The 14,483-nt window shown below is 66.7% G+C and carries 16 protein-coding genes; all 16 read left to right on the top strand.

From position 1 onward, the window contains the following. Positions 1 to 652: 652 nt before the first annotated feature. The 16 genes from AAHM40_RS24200 to AAHM40_RS24125 all read left to right on the top strand — a co-directional run bounded on the left by AAHM40_RS24200 (position 653) and on the right by AAHM40_RS24125 (position 14,469). On the top strand, positions 653 to 2,560 hold the full coding sequence (locus tag AAHM40_RS24200) for a YncE family protein (protein WP_342246948.1): 1,908 nt from the start codon (positions 653 to 655) through the stop codon (positions 2,558 to 2,560). An 11-nt stretch (positions 2,561 to 2,571) separates the two neighbouring features. Continuing rightward, positions 2,572 to 3,261: an SCO family protein gene (locus AAHM40_RS24195; RefSeq protein WP_446731617.1), complete on the top strand. Its 690-nt coding sequence runs from the start codon at positions 2,572 to 2,574 to the stop codon at positions 3,259 to 3,261. Further along, a complete protein-coding gene (locus AAHM40_RS24190) occupies positions 3,258 to 3,896 on the top strand; it encodes an SCO family protein (RefSeq protein ID WP_342246947.1) in 639 nt (212 codons plus the stop codon). The genes AAHM40_RS24195 and AAHM40_RS24190 overlap by 4 nt, the downstream gene beginning before the upstream one ends. A 10-nt stretch (positions 3,897 to 3,906) precedes the next feature. Next, positions 3,907 to 5,466, top strand: coding sequence for a cytochrome c/ABC transporter substrate-binding protein (locus AAHM40_RS24185; RefSeq protein WP_342246946.1), 1,560 nt, complete (start codon positions 3,907 to 3,909; stop codon positions 5,464 to 5,466). A gap of 3 nt (positions 5,467 to 5,469) precedes the next feature. Then, complete coding sequence (locus AAHM40_RS24180; RefSeq protein ID WP_342246945.1) at positions 5,470 to 6,105, top strand: SurA N-terminal domain-containing protein; 636 nt, start codon at positions 5,470 to 5,472, stop codon at positions 6,103 to 6,105. Positions 6,106 to 6,490: 385 nt separating this feature from the next. Then, positions 6,491 to 8,179: a GspE/PulE family protein gene (locus AAHM40_RS24175; RefSeq protein ID WP_446731616.1), complete on the top strand. Its 1,689-nt coding sequence runs from the start codon at positions 6,491 to 6,493 to the stop codon at positions 8,177 to 8,179. Continuing rightward, entirely contained in the window at positions 8,160 to 8,951 is a 792-nt protein-coding gene (locus AAHM40_RS24170) for a hypothetical protein (protein ID WP_342246944.1), read from the top strand. Before AAHM40_RS24175 ends, AAHM40_RS24170 begins: the two co-directional genes overlap by 20 nt. A 1-nt stretch (position 8,952) precedes the next feature. Then, the gene (locus tag AAHM40_RS24165) at positions 8,953 to 9,498 is read left to right on the top strand and encodes a PilN domain-containing protein (RefSeq protein WP_342246943.1); all 546 of its coding nucleotides are present in this window, start codon (positions 8,953 to 8,955) and stop codon (positions 9,496 to 9,498) included. Continuing rightward, a complete protein-coding gene (locus AAHM40_RS24160; RefSeq protein ID WP_342246942.1) occupies positions 9,485 to 10,039 on the top strand; it encodes a GspMb/PilO family protein in 555 nt (184 codons plus the stop codon). The genes AAHM40_RS24165 and AAHM40_RS24160 overlap by 14 nt, the downstream gene beginning before the upstream one ends. A gap of 2 nt (positions 10,040 to 10,041) precedes the next feature. Further along, a complete protein-coding gene (locus tag AAHM40_RS24155; protein WP_342246941.1) occupies positions 10,042 to 10,539 on the top strand; it encodes a secretion system X translation initiation factor in 498 nt (165 codons plus the stop codon). Then, entirely contained in the window at positions 10,536 to 12,356 is a 1,821-nt protein-coding gene (locus AAHM40_RS24150) for a secretin N-terminal domain-containing protein (RefSeq protein WP_342246940.1), read from the top strand. Before AAHM40_RS24155 ends, AAHM40_RS24150 begins: the two co-directional genes overlap by 4 nt. Positions 12,357 to 12,359: 3 nt before the next feature. Next, entirely contained in the window at positions 12,360 to 12,830 is a 471-nt protein-coding gene (locus AAHM40_RS24145) for a type II secretion system protein (protein ID WP_342246939.1), read from the top strand. A gap of 2 nt (positions 12,831 to 12,832) precedes the next feature. Further along, positions 12,833 to 13,207: a type II secretion system protein gene (locus AAHM40_RS24140; protein ID WP_342246938.1), complete on the top strand. Its 375-nt coding sequence runs from the start codon at positions 12,833 to 12,835 to the stop codon at positions 13,205 to 13,207. Then, positions 13,194 to 13,682 carry a type II secretion system protein gene (locus tag AAHM40_RS24135; RefSeq protein ID WP_342246937.1) on the top strand — a complete coding sequence of 163 codons (489 nt, stop codon included), beginning with the start codon at positions 13,194 to 13,196 and terminating at the stop codon, positions 13,680 to 13,682. The genes AAHM40_RS24140 and AAHM40_RS24135 overlap by 14 nt, the downstream gene beginning before the upstream one ends. Then, a complete protein-coding gene (gene csgE, locus AAHM40_RS24130; RefSeq protein WP_446731615.1) occupies positions 13,679 to 14,071 on the top strand; it encodes a curli production assembly/transport protein CsgE in 393 nt (130 codons plus the stop codon). Before AAHM40_RS24135 ends, csgE begins: the two co-directional genes overlap by 4 nt. Then, positions 14,068 to 14,469: a curli assembly protein CsgF gene (locus AAHM40_RS24125; protein WP_342246936.1), complete on the top strand. Its 402-nt coding sequence runs from the start codon at positions 14,068 to 14,070 to the stop codon at positions 14,467 to 14,469. Before csgE ends, AAHM40_RS24125 begins: the two co-directional genes overlap by 4 nt. Positions 14,470 to 14,483: the final 14 nt, after the last annotated feature.

Here is a 14,483-nt window from a genome sequence, read left to right as displayed (position 1 = left end):
TTAATCCGCCCCCACCGTCGTTTCTGCGCCACCGACACCCTTGTAGGCGATGACGGGCGCTGTTCGCGAGCGAGCTCGCTCCTACAGTTGCACGCGGCTCGGTTGTAGGAGCCAGCTTGCTGGCGAAAGCGGTGGCGATGACGGGCGCTGTTCGCGAGCGAGCTCGCTCCTACAGTTGCACGCGGCTCGGTTGTAGGAGCCAGTTTGCTGGCGAAAGCGATGGTGATGACGGGCGCTGTTCGCGAGCGAGCTCGCTCCTACAGTTGCACGCGGCTCGGTTGTAGGAGCCAGTTTGCTGGCGAAATCGATGGTGATGACGGGCGCTGTTCGCGAGCAAGCTCGCTCCTACGGTTGCACGCGGCACGGTTGTAGGAGCCAGCTTGCTGGCGAAAGCGATGGTGATGACGGGCGCTGTTCGCGAGCAAGCTCGCTCCTACAGTTGCACGCGGCTCGGTTGTAGGAGCCAGCTTGCTGGCGAAAGCGATCTCCAGACCGTCGCCGAACTTCCCCCAAAACAGGGGGAACCGTTGGGGAAACCCCCGGTTCCTGCTCCTGTGCCAACTACAACCTATTGAATTGATGGTTATTTCCTTGATGGCACAGGCATTGCTGTCAGATCAGGGCGAGGTTCAGAAGAGGGGAGGGATGCCAGGTGAACACCCTACAGAAAGCTTCCAGCCTGCTATTGATCGCCATGCTGGCCACCCAGGCTTCCGCCGCCGAAGCGCCGGCCGGCGTTTCCGAGCGCCTGGTGCGCGACGGCGTCGCCATCGAGTTCGAGGCCCGGCCGCTGGGCAGCGATGGCGTGCTGACCGAGGGAATGTTCGCCGATATCCGCCTGCGCCTCACCGACGCCACCACCGGCCAGCCGCTGGCCGGACAGGTGCCGGGGGCCTGGCTCGACCAGGCGCTGCCTGAGGGCCAGGCCGACCAGTGCAAGGTGCGCATTGGCACTTACCTCAAGGGCGTGCTCAGCGCCCGTGCGATGGTCGACCTGAACAGCTACTACCTGGTGGTGATGAACAAGGACTCCGCCCTCACCGTGATCGACCCGGTGACCTCGGTGGGCGGCATCACCAGCACCCTCACCCGCGTTGCGCTGAAGCGCCCGCCCATGGACTGGGCCGCCAGCGCCGACGACCGCCTGCTCTACGTCTCCATGCCCAGTGCCGGTGAAGTGGCGGTGGTGGACACCGCCGAGTTCAAGGTACTGGCGAGCCTGCCCGCCGGTGCTGAACCGGTGCGCGTGGCCCTGCAGCCCGATGGCCGCTACCTCTGGGTTGGCAACAATGCCCGGCGGGGAGAGAAGGGCGGCGTCACGGTGATCGACACCCAGACCCGCAAGACCGTTGCGACCCTGGCGACCGGCGATGGCCATCATGAAATCGCCTTCAGCGCCGATTCGCGCCATGCCTTCGTCAGCAGCCGCGACTCCGGCCGGGTGACCGTGGTGGATATCGCCAGCCTGAAACGGGTAAAGGACATCGAGACCGGCCCAAGCCCGTTGTCCCTCGCCCTGTCGGCGCTTTCCGGCGCGCTCTATGTCAGCGATGGCCAGGCGGGCACCATCACCGTGATCGACGCCCGCAGCCTCAAGGTGCGCAAGGTGATCGACGCCGGCCATGGGCTGGGGCCGCTGCGCTTCACCCAGGACGGTCGCTTCGGCCTGGCCCTGAACAGCCTGGACGACCAGGTGCTGGTGCTGGATGCCGGCAGTGACGAAATCGTCCAGCGCGCCGAGGTTACCGCCGAGCCCTACCAGCTTGTGTTCACCCGCAACTACGCCTACGTGCGCGGCCTGGCGTCGCCGAAGGTGACCATGATCAACCTGGAGTCCCTGGGCAAAGGCAAGCAGATGATCGTCCAGGGCTTCGACGCCGGCCCGGCCGCGCCCAAACTGGCCGGCGACCTGCCGCTGGCCGACAGCCTCAGCCAGGCCCGTGACGAGGGTGCGGTGTTCGTGGTCAACCCGGTGGACAACACCACCTACTTCTACATGGAAGGCATGAACGCCCCCATGACCGGCTACCTCAACCGTGGCCACACCTCTCGTGCCGCGCGGGTGATCGATCGCAGCATGCGCGAGGTGGAGCCGGGTCTGTTCAGCACCCGGATCAAGCTGCCGGCGCCGGGCAAGTTCGACCTGGCGGTGGCCATCAACCAGCCGAACGTCGCCCACTGCTTCCGCACTGAAGTGCAGCCGAACAAGGCCTTGGCCGCCCAGCGCAGCACGCCGCGTGTGGAGTTCCTCATCGACCAGCCGGTGGTGGCTGCTGGCGCTCCGGCCAGAGCCCGCTTCCGCATCCTCCAGGGCAGCGGCGACCAGCCGAGAACCGGTATCGCCGACGTGCGCGTGCGCTACTTCCTGGCCCCGGCCTCGCGCCCCCACGAAGTGGCGGCAGTGGAAGTGGGCGAGGGTATCTACGAAGCGCCGATCGAGCTGAACACCGTCGGCGCCTACTACCTGCACGTGGGGTCGTCGTCCCTGGGCATGCCCTTCGGATCGCAACCCTACGCCAGCCTGCGCGCCGTTGCGGTCCAGGCGCGGACCAACCCGTAAAGGAGCACGTCATGAAAGCTCTGAAGTCAGGTATTGCCATCGCTCTGCTCGGACTGGGTCTGGGCGCTCTTCCGGCGCACGCCCACAGTCCGGAAGAACACGCCGCGCACATGGCCAGTCAGGCGGCCGATCCCCATGCCGGGCATCAGGGGCACACCAGCGCCCAGCCGGGCGCCGAGGTGACCTTCGCCGATGTCCCGCTGCTGGACCAGGACGGGCGCGAGCTACGCCTGAAGGATGACCTGGTGGGTGACCGCATCGTCGTCATGGGGTTCGTCTACACCCGCTGCACCACGGTCTGCCCGGTGATCTCGGCGATCATGCAGAAGCTGCAGAACCAGTTGGGTGAGCGCGCCGGCACCGAGGTGCAACTGATCTCCCTGAGCATCGACCCGTTGCGCGACACCCCGGAGCGCCTGCACGAGTACGCCGGTCGTTTCGGCGCGGGTGATGGCTGGCGCTGGCTCACCGGCAGCAACGAAGCGGTCAGTGAAACCCTCAAGGGCCTTGGCACCTGGACGGCCAACTACGAAGAACATCCGCCGCTGATCATGGTCGGCGACGGCCGCAGCCAGCAGTGGACCCGCTTCTATGGCTTCACCGACCCCGCTGTGCTCATGGCCCGGGTCGAAGAACTCCGCGCCGCCCGCGCACACGGCGGCCATGATCACACCGCCTTGCTCCAGGAGATCCGCCCATGAAGCGCCTGATCCCGCTCGTCCTGGCCCTGGGCCTTGCTACCGGCGCCGCCGCCCACGAAGGCCACGAGGGCCATGAAGGGCAGGGCGCCGCACCTTCCAACGCCCCCGCTTCCCGGCCCCTGGCCGCCGGTGGTACCACGGACGCGCAGACCTACTTCACCGATACCCTGCTGCGCGACCAGAACGGCCAGGCCGTGCGCTTCTACAGCGATGTTTTGAAGGGCCGGCTGGTGATGCTCAACGTGATCTTCACCCACTGCACGGACGCCTGCCCGCTGATCACCCGCAAGCTCAAGGAAGTGCGCGACGCCATGGGCGAAGATCTGGCGAAGCAGGTCTATTTCATCTCCCTGTCCAGCGACGCCGAGAACGACACTCCCGAGGTGCTCAAGGCCTTCGCCGCCAAGCACGGGGTCGATTCGCCCAACTGGATCTTCCTAACCGGTGACAAGGCCGACATGGACCTGGTGCTGTCGCGCCTTGGCCAATTGGGGGAAAGCCCGGAGGCCCACTCAACCCTGCTGATCGCCGGCGATGTACCGAACAAACGCTGGAGCAAGATCCGCCCCGACGCGCCCGTGAATGCCATCGCCCAGCGCCTGCAACTGATGACCATGCCCATGGCCGGGCGCTGAGGGCGCGGACATGTGGCGAGCCCTGCTGCTGGTCACGTTGTTCATACAGACGCCCTTGGCCGCCGGGCTGGAGCTGAGCCCTGGCGAAGCGGCCGGCCGACGTATCTACCTGGAAGGCGTGGGCACGGCCAATGGCGAGATCAGCGCACGGGTCGGCGCCGCCGACACCCTGGTGCCGGCGGCGGTGATGCCGTGCGCCAACTGCCACGGTGCCGATGGCCGGGGCCGCCCGGAAGGCGGCGTGCGCCCGCCGGATATCACCTGGCGGCGTCTCTCCCGACCCTACGGCCAGGTGCAGGCCAACGGCCGCAGCCACGGGCCCTACGATGAAGGTGCCCTTGCGCGCGCGGTGACGGAAGGCCGCGATCCCGCCGGGAACCGTCTCGATCCGGCCATGCCACGTTTCGTCATGTCCCTGCGTGACATGGCCAACCTCACCGCCTACCTCAAGCGTCTGGAGGACGATGACGACCCCGGCGTGCAGGAAACCGAACTGCGCCTGGGGACGTTGCTGCCCACCCAGGGGCCCCTGGCCGAACTGGGGCATACCGTGGAGGCGGTGCTGCGCGGCGCCCTGGCCCAGGTCAACGAGGCCGGTGGCATCCATGGCCGGCAGCTGTCGCTGGTGGTACGCGACCCCGGCATGGACCGGCAGAGCACGAAACGGGCGCTTGAACAGTTGCTTGGCGAAGATCAGGTTTTCGCCCTGATGGCGCCTCTGGTTCCGGCGCTGGACGGCGGCCTCGCCGAACTGACCGGCAAGGCCGGCGTGCCGCTGGTGGGGCCGCTGGCGCTGTTCGACGAAGCCACCACCAACCCCCTGGTGTTTACCGCCCTGCCGGGCTTGCGCGAGCAGATGTTCGCCCTGGCGGGCTATGCCAGCAGCGATCTTGGCCTGCATCAGCCGGAGGCGGTCGTGGCCTATCCCGATGACGCCCGCCAGCAGGCTTTGGCCGAGGCCCTGGCCCTGCGCCTGATCGATCAGGGCTGGGCGCGCGTGCGTCTGCTGGGCTATGACGCGGCGGGTTCGGATGCCCCGCTCGGCCACGCGGCCAAAGGCGCTCAGGGCGTGTTTTTCCTAGGCCAGTCGGAGGCATTCGCGCAACTGGCCGACCAGCTCCAGGCGGCGGACCTCTCCCCCTATCTGTTCGCGGCTTCGGCTCAGGTGGCCAGTAGCGCCCTGCGTATCCCACAGCGTTTTTCCGGGCGACTGTTCCTTGCCTATCCCTTCATGCCCGCCGACTGGACCCCGGAGGGGAAGGCGGCGCTGCGGGCGATCCGTCGCAGCCAGGGATTGGGTGGCCAACACGCGGTGCTGCAGGTAGGTGCCTACTGCGCGGCCGCCTTGCTCAGCGAGGGGCTCAAACGGGCGGGCCGAGAGGCCAGCCGCGAAAAGCTGGTCAGCGCCCTGGAAGGCCTGCATGGCTTCCACACCGGCCTGACCCCGGCGCTGGAGTTCGGCCCCGGGCAACGGGTGGGCCTGGCTGGCGCGTATATCGTCACGGTGGACCTGCACGGTCAGAGCTTTCGGCCGCTGGGTCGTTTCGTAAAAGTCGACACGAGGCTATAGGTCATGAAAGCAAACCCCTGGCTCGGCCTGGTCATCGGCCTCCTCACGCCCCTGGCGCTGGCCGGGGAAACCGGCATCGCCGCGAGGGTCAACGGCACCGATATCAGCAATTTCCGCCTGGAACGTCATTTCGCCGACTACCTGAAGATCCAGGGTCGCCAGGTGGGCGCCATCCGCAGCCCGCAGGCCTACAAGCGCCTCAAGCGCGAGGCGTTGCAGCAACTGATCGACAAGGAGCTGCTGTGGCAGGAGGCCGGCCGCCTGGGCGTGACCGTGTCGGACGAGGAGATCGCTGGCAGCCTCGCCGAGATGAAGGCCACTTTCCCCGACACCCAGGGCTTTTCCCGTGCCCTGGAAGAGGCAGGCTTCGACGAGGCCGGCTACCGCGATTACCTGCGCCACGAACTGGTCGCCAGCCGCGTGCTCGATGCACTGGCCGAGACAACCCCACCCGCCGAGTCGGAGGTGCAGGCGGCCTACGAAAGCCTGAAGCCACAGCTCGACCCCGAGTTGGATGAGGCCCGCGCCAAGGCTCTGGTGCGCCAGTACCTCACTGGCCAACGTATGGCCCAGGGACGCGAGCTGGCGCTGGAGAAGCTGCGCGAGAAGGGCAGGGTGGAAGTACTGGTGGCGTTGTAGGGGTGAATTCATTGGCTATGTCCGAGAGATTGACCATCGGGCCAAGAGCCTTGTAGGAGCTGGCTTGCCAGCGAAACGGGGCCATTCGCTGGCAAGCCAGCTCCTACGGGCAATGGCAATCCAGGCATAGTCAATTCATTCGCCAAGGAGCCCGGAGGTCTGCCCCGAAAAGGCCTTCCCCACTTCTGGGGATAGCCACTGGCCAACATCGGCCAATCCCCCGGTTTTGGGGGAACCCCCGGTAACGGGTAACCCCCCTCCCATTGCAAATCAGCGACTTAGAGACACCTCCAGCACAGAAAATGGCTGGCACGATGCGTGCGTATGCCCAGGTGAAGGCGGATTCCGGCCATGCCGGATCGCCAGGGCCCCTGGAGGCACGACCATGGACAGCCAACTCCTTGCACAGCCGGTACTGGAGCGCTTCGACACCGAACTGATGCGCGCCGCGCGCAAGCGTTCGGTCGAGCTGGGGCATCGCCTGGTGGATGCGCTGGACGAACTGGCCGACCTGCCTCCCGATGCCTTCGCCCGGCACCTGGGCAACACGCTGCATTACCCGGTGCTGGCCTTCGAGGACCTCAGCCGGGGAACGCCCAGCTTCGAGCGGATTCCCCTGGCGCTCGCCCTCAAGCGCGAGTTCGTGCTGCTGGAGCTGGAAGGCGAAACCCTTGGCGTGTTCGCCGACCCCTTCGACGAGTCTCGCCTGGCCTGGATCGAAGAGCAGCGCCAGGGCGCGCCGCTGTACCTGGTGCATCCCCGCGAACTGGCGGCCTTCCTCGAACGCCACGAGGAGAGCTTCCACGCCGTCGAATCCCTGCAGGCCGAGGCCGGCTCCGTGCAGGAATGCGAGGCCCTGGAAACCCTGTCCCTGGCACGCATCAGCGAAGACGCCAGCGTGGTGGTCAAGCTGGTCAACTCCACCCTCTACGACGCCCTCAAGCTGCACGCCAGCGATATCCACCTGGGCATGACCGGCAATGGCCTGACCATCAAGTACCGCATCGACGGCGTGCTCGGCGGGTCCAGCCGGGTGCCGGGCGTGGAGCTGGCCGAACAGGTGATCTCGCGGGTGAAGGTGATGGCCGAGCTGGATATCGGTGAGAAGCGCGTGCCCCAGGACGGTCGCTTCAAGATCGGTATCAACGGCCGCCAGATCGACTTTCGCGTGTCCATCATGCCGAGCATCTTCGGTGAGGACGCCGTGCTGCGGGTGCTGGACAAGCAAGACCTGGCCGACCAGGTCAACGGCGTGCGCCTGGAAGCCCTGGGCTTCGAGGAAGGCACCCTGCGCAGCTTGCGCCGGCTGGCGGCCGAACCCTACGGCATGGTGCTGGTCACCGGCCCCACCGGCAGCGGCAAGACCACCACGCTGTACGCGATGATCACCGAGATCAACCACGGCGTGGACAAGATCATCACCATCGAAGACCCGGTGGAATACCAGCTCCCCGGTGTGCTGCAGATTCCGGTGAACGAGAAGAAGGGTCTGACCTTCGCCCGGGGCCTGCGCTCCATCCTGCGCCACGACCCGGACAAGATCATGGTCGGCGAGATCCGTGACCCCGACACCGCACAGATCGCCGTGCAGTCGGCCCTCACCGGTCACCTGGTGTTCACCACCATCCACGCCAACAACGTGTTCGATGTGATCGGCCGCTTCGCCCAGATGGAAGTGGACCCCTACAGCTTCGTCTCGGCGCTCAACGCCGTGCTGGCCCAGCGCCTGATCCGCCTGGCCTGCCCGAGTTGCGCCGAGGCCGCGCAGCCGTCCGAGGAAGAGCTGCTGGCGTCGGGCATCGACCCGGCCAGCGCCCACCAGTACCACTTCGTGACCTGCGCGGGTTGTGGCCGCTGCCGGGGCACCGGCTATCGCGGGCGGACCGCCATCGCCGAACTGCTGCGCCTGGACGATGACCTGCGCCAACTGATCATCGAGCGCCAGCCCATCAGCCGCATCAAGGACCTGGCGGTCAAGCGCGGCCTGCGCCTGCTGCGTACCTCGGCCCTGGATCTGGTCCGCGAAGGCCGCACCACGCTGGAGGAGATCAACCGTGTCACCTTTGTCGCGTGAGACCTATGTCGCCGTGCTTGACCCCCGTGGTGTGGGCCTGTACCGCAGCCGTGACCGCCAGTGGCTCGGCAGCGCCGACTTCGACTGCGTCGGCGGCCTGGCCTGGCCGGCCGCCCTGGCGGCGCTGGAGAGCCTGCTGGCCAAGCGCAAGCCGGTTCGGGCGGCACTGCGGGTGGTGCTGTCCAGCCACTACACACGCTTCTGCCTGGTGCCCTGGAGCGAGGCCATCAATACCCCCGAGGAGCTGGCCGGTTATGCGCGCCTTTGCTTCGAAGACATTTACGGCGCCCTGGGTGAAGGCTGGAGCCTGCGCCTGTCGCCGGAAGCTGCCGGCCGGCCGCGCCTGGCGGCGGCTATGCCGGACGAACTGCTGGCCCAACTGCGCACCTTGGCCAAGGCCAGCGGCTTGCAGCTCGCCTCGGTGCAGCCCTACCTGATGGCCGCGTTCAACCGTTTCCGCGCCGCCCTGACGCGGGATGACTTCCTCTTCCTGGTCGCCGAGCCCAGCCGCGCCAGTCTGCTGCTGGCCCGTGGCGGCTGCTGGAATTCCGTGCGCTCGGTGGCGCTGGACGACAGCGATACCGCACTGAACGACCTGATTGCCCGCGAGGGCGAACTCCAGGGCCTTGAGCAGGACGCTCCGGCCACCGTCTTCCTGCACGCTCCGGGCCGCGCCGGCCAGATCGCCGACGGCGTCGCCTGCCTGGATGCCGAACTGCCGCAAGGCCGGGTTGGCGATCCCCTGTACGTCATGGCGATGACGGTGAACTGACATGCGCCCGATCGATCTCGACTTCCAGCACAAAGCCATTTCCAACGTACCCGGGTGGATACTCCTGGGCGGCGGGATGCTGATGGCGGTGCTCATGCTCGGTGCCCACCTGCGCACCTGCGACGAAGCCGACGTGCGCAGCACCGAGTTGCAGCGCGTCGAGCAGCAACTGCAAAAACGCGGGCTGCGCCAGGCGCCGTTGACCGCTGCCGAGGAGAAGGCCCGTGCCGCCAGTGTGGCGGAGATGCGCCGCATCACCTCGCAGATGAACCTGCCCTGGGACGGCCTGTTCGCCATGCTCGAAGCCCAGCCGCGCCAGGGTATCGCCTTGCTGTCGCTGACCCCGGACGCCCGCAAGGGGCAGCTGCGCATCGCCGCCGAGGCGCGCGATCTGGCCGCGATGCTGGCCTTCCACCGTGAGCTGGAAGCCAGCGACGCCCTGAGCGATGTCTCGCTGCTCAACCACGAGATGGTCACCGAGCAGGCCGAGCGGCCGATTCGTTTCAACCTGCTGGCCAGCTGGGGGGTGAAGGATGCACGTCCCTAGGCTGATCCTCATCGAGCAGACTCGCCGTCTTGGCTGGCCGGGCTTGGCCGGCGCCGCGCTGCTGGCACTGGCCCTGGGTTACGCCGCGCTGGGCCTACTGCCGGCGCGCGAGGCCCTGGCGAACATGGACCGCCAGCTCGCTGCAGACCGCGCCCAGTTGGCCGCTGCCTCCACCGCCGTACTGCCCGGCACGCTGGTCAGCGGTGCGTCGGCGGCACAACTGGAAGAGCTGCGCCGCAACCTGCCGGCACAGCTGGACGCCACCGGCGCCATTGATCGCATCTACGCACTGGCCCGAGACGAGGGCATCGCTCTGGCCCGTGGCGAGTACGCCCTCGGACTCGACCCCAAGACCCGCCTGGCGCGCTATCAGGTGCTGCTGCCGGTACGTGGCAGTTATCCGCAGCTGCGCCGTTTCCTCCATGGTCTGCAGGCACAACTGCCGGCCCTGGCGCTGGAAGAGGTGGATCTGCAACGCAAGCAGATTGCCGACTCGGAACTCGAGGGGCGCATCCGCATGACCCTGTATCTGGCGAGGTGACCATGGCACGCCGTCTGTTCTGGTTGGCATTCCTCGGCTCGGCCGCCGCGCTGGCGGTGGTCCCCGAATTCTTTAGTGAGCAGGCCGAGCCACAGGCCATGCCGCGCAGCGCAAGTCCGGCACTGGCCCCGCGGGGGGCCGCGCCCGCCGCGATGGCGCTGCCAGAGGCAGCGGCACCGCTGGCGGTACCGGCCGCCGACCTGTTCGCTTCGCAGAGCTGGTATGTGGCACCACCGCCAGCCCCCATCATGGCCGCCGCGCCCCCAGCGCCGCTGGCGAAACCGACGGCGCCACCGCTGCCCTTCAAGTTCATCGGCAAGATGGATGACCGCCAGCATGTTCAGGTCTTCCTGCTGCACGGCGAGCAGGTACTGGTGGTGAGCGAGGGCGATCTGATCGACAAGACCTACAAGGTCCAGCGCATCGACGCCGAGCGCATGACCTTGGTCTATCTGCCCCTCGACGTCGCCCAGATCCTGGCGGTAGGGGGCGCACTATGAACCGCCTGACGTGCTGTTTCGCCCTGGTGCTGCTGGCCGGCTGCGCCACCAACCTGGCCCAGCGCGAAGGCCTTGACCTGATCGACTCCGGTCAGTTCGAGGAAGGCCTGGCCAGGCTGGAGAAGGTTGCCCGCGAGTCGCCTCGCGATGTCGGCGCTCAAATGGCGCTGACCACCCAGCGCGAGCGCGCCGTGAAGGCGCTGCTCGGCAATGGCGACCTGGCTCGCAGCCAACGTGATTACGCCACCGCGAGCCTGAACTACGAGCGGGTCCTGCGTATCGAGCAACACAACCAGCGGGCGCTGGACGGCCTGCACCTGATCGAGCAGCAACGCAACATCCAGGACATGCTGCGCCAGGGCCAGACCGCCCTGCGCCGGGGGGACGTGGTCGGGGCCTCGCGCCAGGTGCGCGGCATCTTCGCCCTGGACCCGGAACATGAAGGCGCGCGCGAACTGCAACGCAGCCTCGAAGTCGTCCAGGCCCGCTCCTCCGCGCCTTATCCACAACTGCGTTCGCGCCTGGATCGGCCGGTGACCCTGGAGTTTCGCGATGCCAATCTGAAGGTGATCTTCGAAGTGCTGGCGCAGACCTCGGGGCTGAACTTCATCTTCGACAAGGATGTGCCCCCGCAGCTGAAGGCCACCATCTTCGTCCGTGAGGTGCCGATCGAGGATGCGGTGGAACTGCTGCTGCAACAGAACCAGCTGCACCAACGGGTGGTGAACGACAACACCATCGTCATCTACCCCGACTCGCCGCAGAAACTGAAGGATTACCAGGACCTGGTGATGCGCACCTTCTACCTGACCAACACCGACGCGGCGACGGCGATGAACCTGGTCAAGACCCTGCTGAAAACCCGCGATGTGTTCATCGACGAACGTCTCAACACCCTGACCATGCGCGATACCCCCGACGCTGTGCGCATGGCCGAGAAGCTGTTCCTGGCCCAGGACCAGTCCAACCCCGAGGTGGTGCTGGAGGTGGAGGTGATGGAAGTGTCCCGCCAGCGCATCCTCGACCTCGGCCTGCAATGGCCCAACACCTTCGGAGTGATCAACGACGACGGCTCGCCGGTGACCATCCTCGACCAGCTCAAGGGCATCGACTCGGGTCGCATCAGCATCAACCCTTCGCCGCAGCTGAAGATCAACGCCCAGGACAACGACGTGAACACCCTGGCCAGCCCGGTGATCCGCGTCAGCAACCGCGAGCAGGCGCGCGTCCATATCGGCCAGCGGGTTCCCATCGTCAGCGCCACCTCGGTGCCGTCCACCCAGGGCCCCGTGATCACCGAAAGCATCACTTACCTCGACGTCGGCCTGAAGCTTGAGGTGCAGCCGACGGTGCACCTGAACAACGAGGTGGCGATCAAGATTGCCCTGGAGGTGAGCAACGCCACGCCGCTGGCGCCGACCCAGGCGGGCACCATTCCGGTCCAGGTGGATACCCGCAACGCGCAGACCACCCTGCGCCTGCGCGATGGCGAAACCCAGGTGCTGGCTGGCCTGGTGCGCAACGACCAGGCCAACAGCGGCAACAAGATTCCCGGCCTCGGCGACATCCCCGGCCTTGGCCGCCTGTTCGGCAGCAACAACGACAAGGTCGCCAAGTCGGAACTTGTGCTGTCGATCACCCCGCGCATCGTGCGCAACCTGCCGTACCAGAGCCCCTACGACATGGAGTTCCCGTCCGGTACCGAAAGCAGCATGCGCGTGCCGACTGTGCGGGGGCCGGTGGAGGCGCTGGGCGTGGATCTGCCCGATGCACCGGCGGTGGTGGTCAGCCCCGCCCCTGTTAACGGGAGGCCCTGAGCCATGCAACGCCAAGCCGCCTTTTCACTGATCGAACTGGTGATCGCCATGGCCATTCTCGGCCTGCTCGCCAGCATGGCCGCCCCGCTGGCCGAGACCGTGATCCGTCGGAGCAAGGAACAGGATCTCAAGATCGCCCTCTACGAGATCCGCGACGCCATAGACGCCTACAAGCTGGCGGCCGATGCCGGGCATATCGAGAAGTCCGCCTCCAGCTCCGGCTATCCACCGTCGCTGCAGGTGCTGGTGGACGGCGTGCGCGACCTGCGCAGCATCAAGGGCGAGCGCATCTACTTCCTGCGGCGGATTCCCCGCGATCCCTTCGCCGATGCCCGTCTCGACGCAACGGAAACCTGGGGCCTGCGCGCCTATTCAAGCCCGGCGGACGACCCGCGCCCCGGCGCGGACGTGTTCGACGTCTACTCGCAGGCCGATGGCCGCGGCCTCAACGGCACGCCGTACCGGGAGTGGTGACGATGACACGGCAGAAGGGCTTCACCCTCATCGAACTGCTGGTGGTCATGGCCATCATCGCCACCCTGATGACCATCGCCGTGCCGCGCTACTTCTCCAGCCTGGAGAACTCCAAGGAGACCACCCTGCGCCAGAGCCTGGCGGTGATGCGCGAGTCCCTGGACCAGTTCTACGGCGACACCGGGCGCTATCCTGAATCGATAGAGGAGCTGGTTGCCCAGCGCTACCTGCGCGCCCTGCCGCTGGACCCGATGACCGAGCGCAATGATCTGTGGGTGGTACTGCCGCCCCCGGAAGGTGCGCCGGGCAGCGTCTATGACATCAAGAGCGGCGCCCTTGGCCGGGCGCGGGACGGGAGCCTCTATGCGGACTGGTGAGCAGGGCTTCACCTACCTCGGCGTGCTCTTCCTCATCATGCTGATGGGGATGGGCCTGGCCGGCGCGGGACAGCTCTGGTCCACCGCCAGCCAGCGTGCCCGCGAGCGCGACCTGCTCTGGGTCGGCAGCCAGTACGCCCAGGCCCTGCGCAGCTATTACCGGGTTTCGCCCGGCGTGGCGCAATACCCCGCCGCCCTGGAAGACCTGCTGGAAGACAACCGCTTCCCGCAGACCGTGCGGCACCTGAGGCAGCTCTATCCCGATCCCATGACCGGCAGCACGGATTGGGGCCTGGTCCGCTCCTTCGACGGACGCATCGCCGGTATCTACAGCCAGGCCCGCCAGCGGCCGATGAAACAGGCGCACTTCCCCGCGCAATGGGTGGAGTTCGAGGGCACGGGCAGCTATGCCGACTGGCGCTTCGTCGCCGAGAAAGCCTTCATGGAAGGCACCCCGGCGAGGGCGACGCCATGAAGCGCACGCCGATGCTCGCCGTTCTCATCCTCTGCTGTGCGCTGGGCGCGGCACACGCGGAAGAAGATGAGTTCATGGGTTTCATCGTCGACTACACGATTTCCCACATCGGCCACGACTTCTACCGTTCCTTCAGCGAGCGCCTGCGTGACACCAGCAAGCTGGACTTCAACCTGGTGGTGCGTGAACGCCCCGATGCCCGCTGGGGCAGCCTGATCTGGGTGGAGTACGAACAGCGTGTGCTCTACCGCCAGTTTCTCCCGCCGAACACCGCTGAACTGAAACCTGCTGCCTACGCAGCGGCGGACATGGTGCTGGAGGCCATCGCCCAGCAGAAGCTGCAGCGCCTCTTGCAAGACACGCACGACATGGAGAGGGACGAGCTATGAACAAGAACAGACTTTCCCTGTGGCTGCTCGGGTTCGGCCTGGTCGGTACGGTCCAGGCCACCGAGTTGGTGTACACCCCGGTCAACCCGGCGTTCGGTGGTAACCCGCTGAACGGCACCTGGCTGCTGAACAACGCCCAGGCGCAGAACGATCACGACGACCCGGATGCCCGTTCCACGGCGAGCCGGCAGAGTGCCCTGGAGCGATTCACCAGCACCCTGGAATCGCGCCTGCTGTCGCAACTGCTGACCAACATCGAGGAGGGCAATACCGGCAGCCTCACCACCGAGTCCTTCATCATCAACATGATCGACGACGGTGGTCAGCTGACCATCGAAATCACCGATCGCGCCACCGGCGAGGTCTCGGAAGTCGTCGTCAACGGCCTGCTCCCCTAATCCAGGCATCGACA

The sequence above is a fragment of the Pseudomonas sp. OTU5201 genome (assembly GCF_038440135.1).
Taxonomy (GTDB): domain Bacteria; phylum Pseudomonadota; class Gammaproteobacteria; order Pseudomonadales; family Pseudomonadaceae; genus Metapseudomonas; species Metapseudomonas resinovorans.
This window is presented reverse-complemented; position numbering and strand designations above follow the sequence as displayed.

Coding starts and splice junctions, on each gene's coding strand:
- AAHM40_RS24195 (WP_446731617.1), top strand. CDS start 2,572: ATGAAAGCTCTGAAGTCAGGTATTGCCATCGCTCTGCTCGGACTGGGT.
- AAHM40_RS24190 (WP_342246947.1), top strand. CDS start 3,258: ATGAAGCGCCTGATCCCGCTCGTCCTGGCCCTGGGCCTTGCTACCGGC.
- AAHM40_RS24185 (WP_342246946.1), top strand. CDS start 3,907: ATGTGGCGAGCCCTGCTGCTGGTCACGTTGTTCATACAGACGCCCTTG.
- AAHM40_RS24180 (WP_342246945.1), top strand. CDS start 5,470: ATGAAAGCAAACCCCTGGCTCGGCCTGGTCATCGGCCTCCTCACGCCC.
- AAHM40_RS24175 (WP_446731616.1), top strand. CDS start 6,491: ATGGACAGCCAACTCCTTGCACAGCCGGTACTGGAGCGCTTCGACACC.
- AAHM40_RS24165 (WP_342246943.1), top strand. CDS start 8,953: ATGCGCCCGATCGATCTCGACTTCCAGCACAAAGCCATTTCCAACGTA.
- AAHM40_RS24160 (WP_342246942.1), top strand. CDS start 9,485: ATGCACGTCCCTAGGCTGATCCTCATCGAGCAGACTCGCCGTCTTGGC.
- AAHM40_RS24155 (WP_342246941.1), top strand. CDS start 10,042: ATGGCACGCCGTCTGTTCTGGTTGGCATTCCTCGGCTCGGCCGCCGCG.
- AAHM40_RS24150 (WP_342246940.1), top strand. CDS start 10,536: ATGAACCGCCTGACGTGCTGTTTCGCCCTGGTGCTGCTGGCCGGCTGC.
- AAHM40_RS24145 (WP_342246939.1), top strand. CDS start 12,360: ATGCAACGCCAAGCCGCCTTTTCACTGATCGAACTGGTGATCGCCATG.
- AAHM40_RS24140 (WP_342246938.1), top strand. CDS start 12,833: ATGACACGGCAGAAGGGCTTCACCCTCATCGAACTGCTGGTGGTCATG.
- AAHM40_RS24135 (WP_342246937.1), top strand. CDS start 13,194: ATGCGGACTGGTGAGCAGGGCTTCACCTACCTCGGCGTGCTCTTCCTC.
- csgE (WP_446731615.1), top strand. CDS start 13,679: ATGAAGCGCACGCCGATGCTCGCCGTTCTCATCCTCTGCTGTGCGCTG.
- AAHM40_RS24125 (WP_342246936.1), top strand. CDS start 14,068: ATGAACAAGAACAGACTTTCCCTGTGGCTGCTCGGGTTCGGCCTGGTC.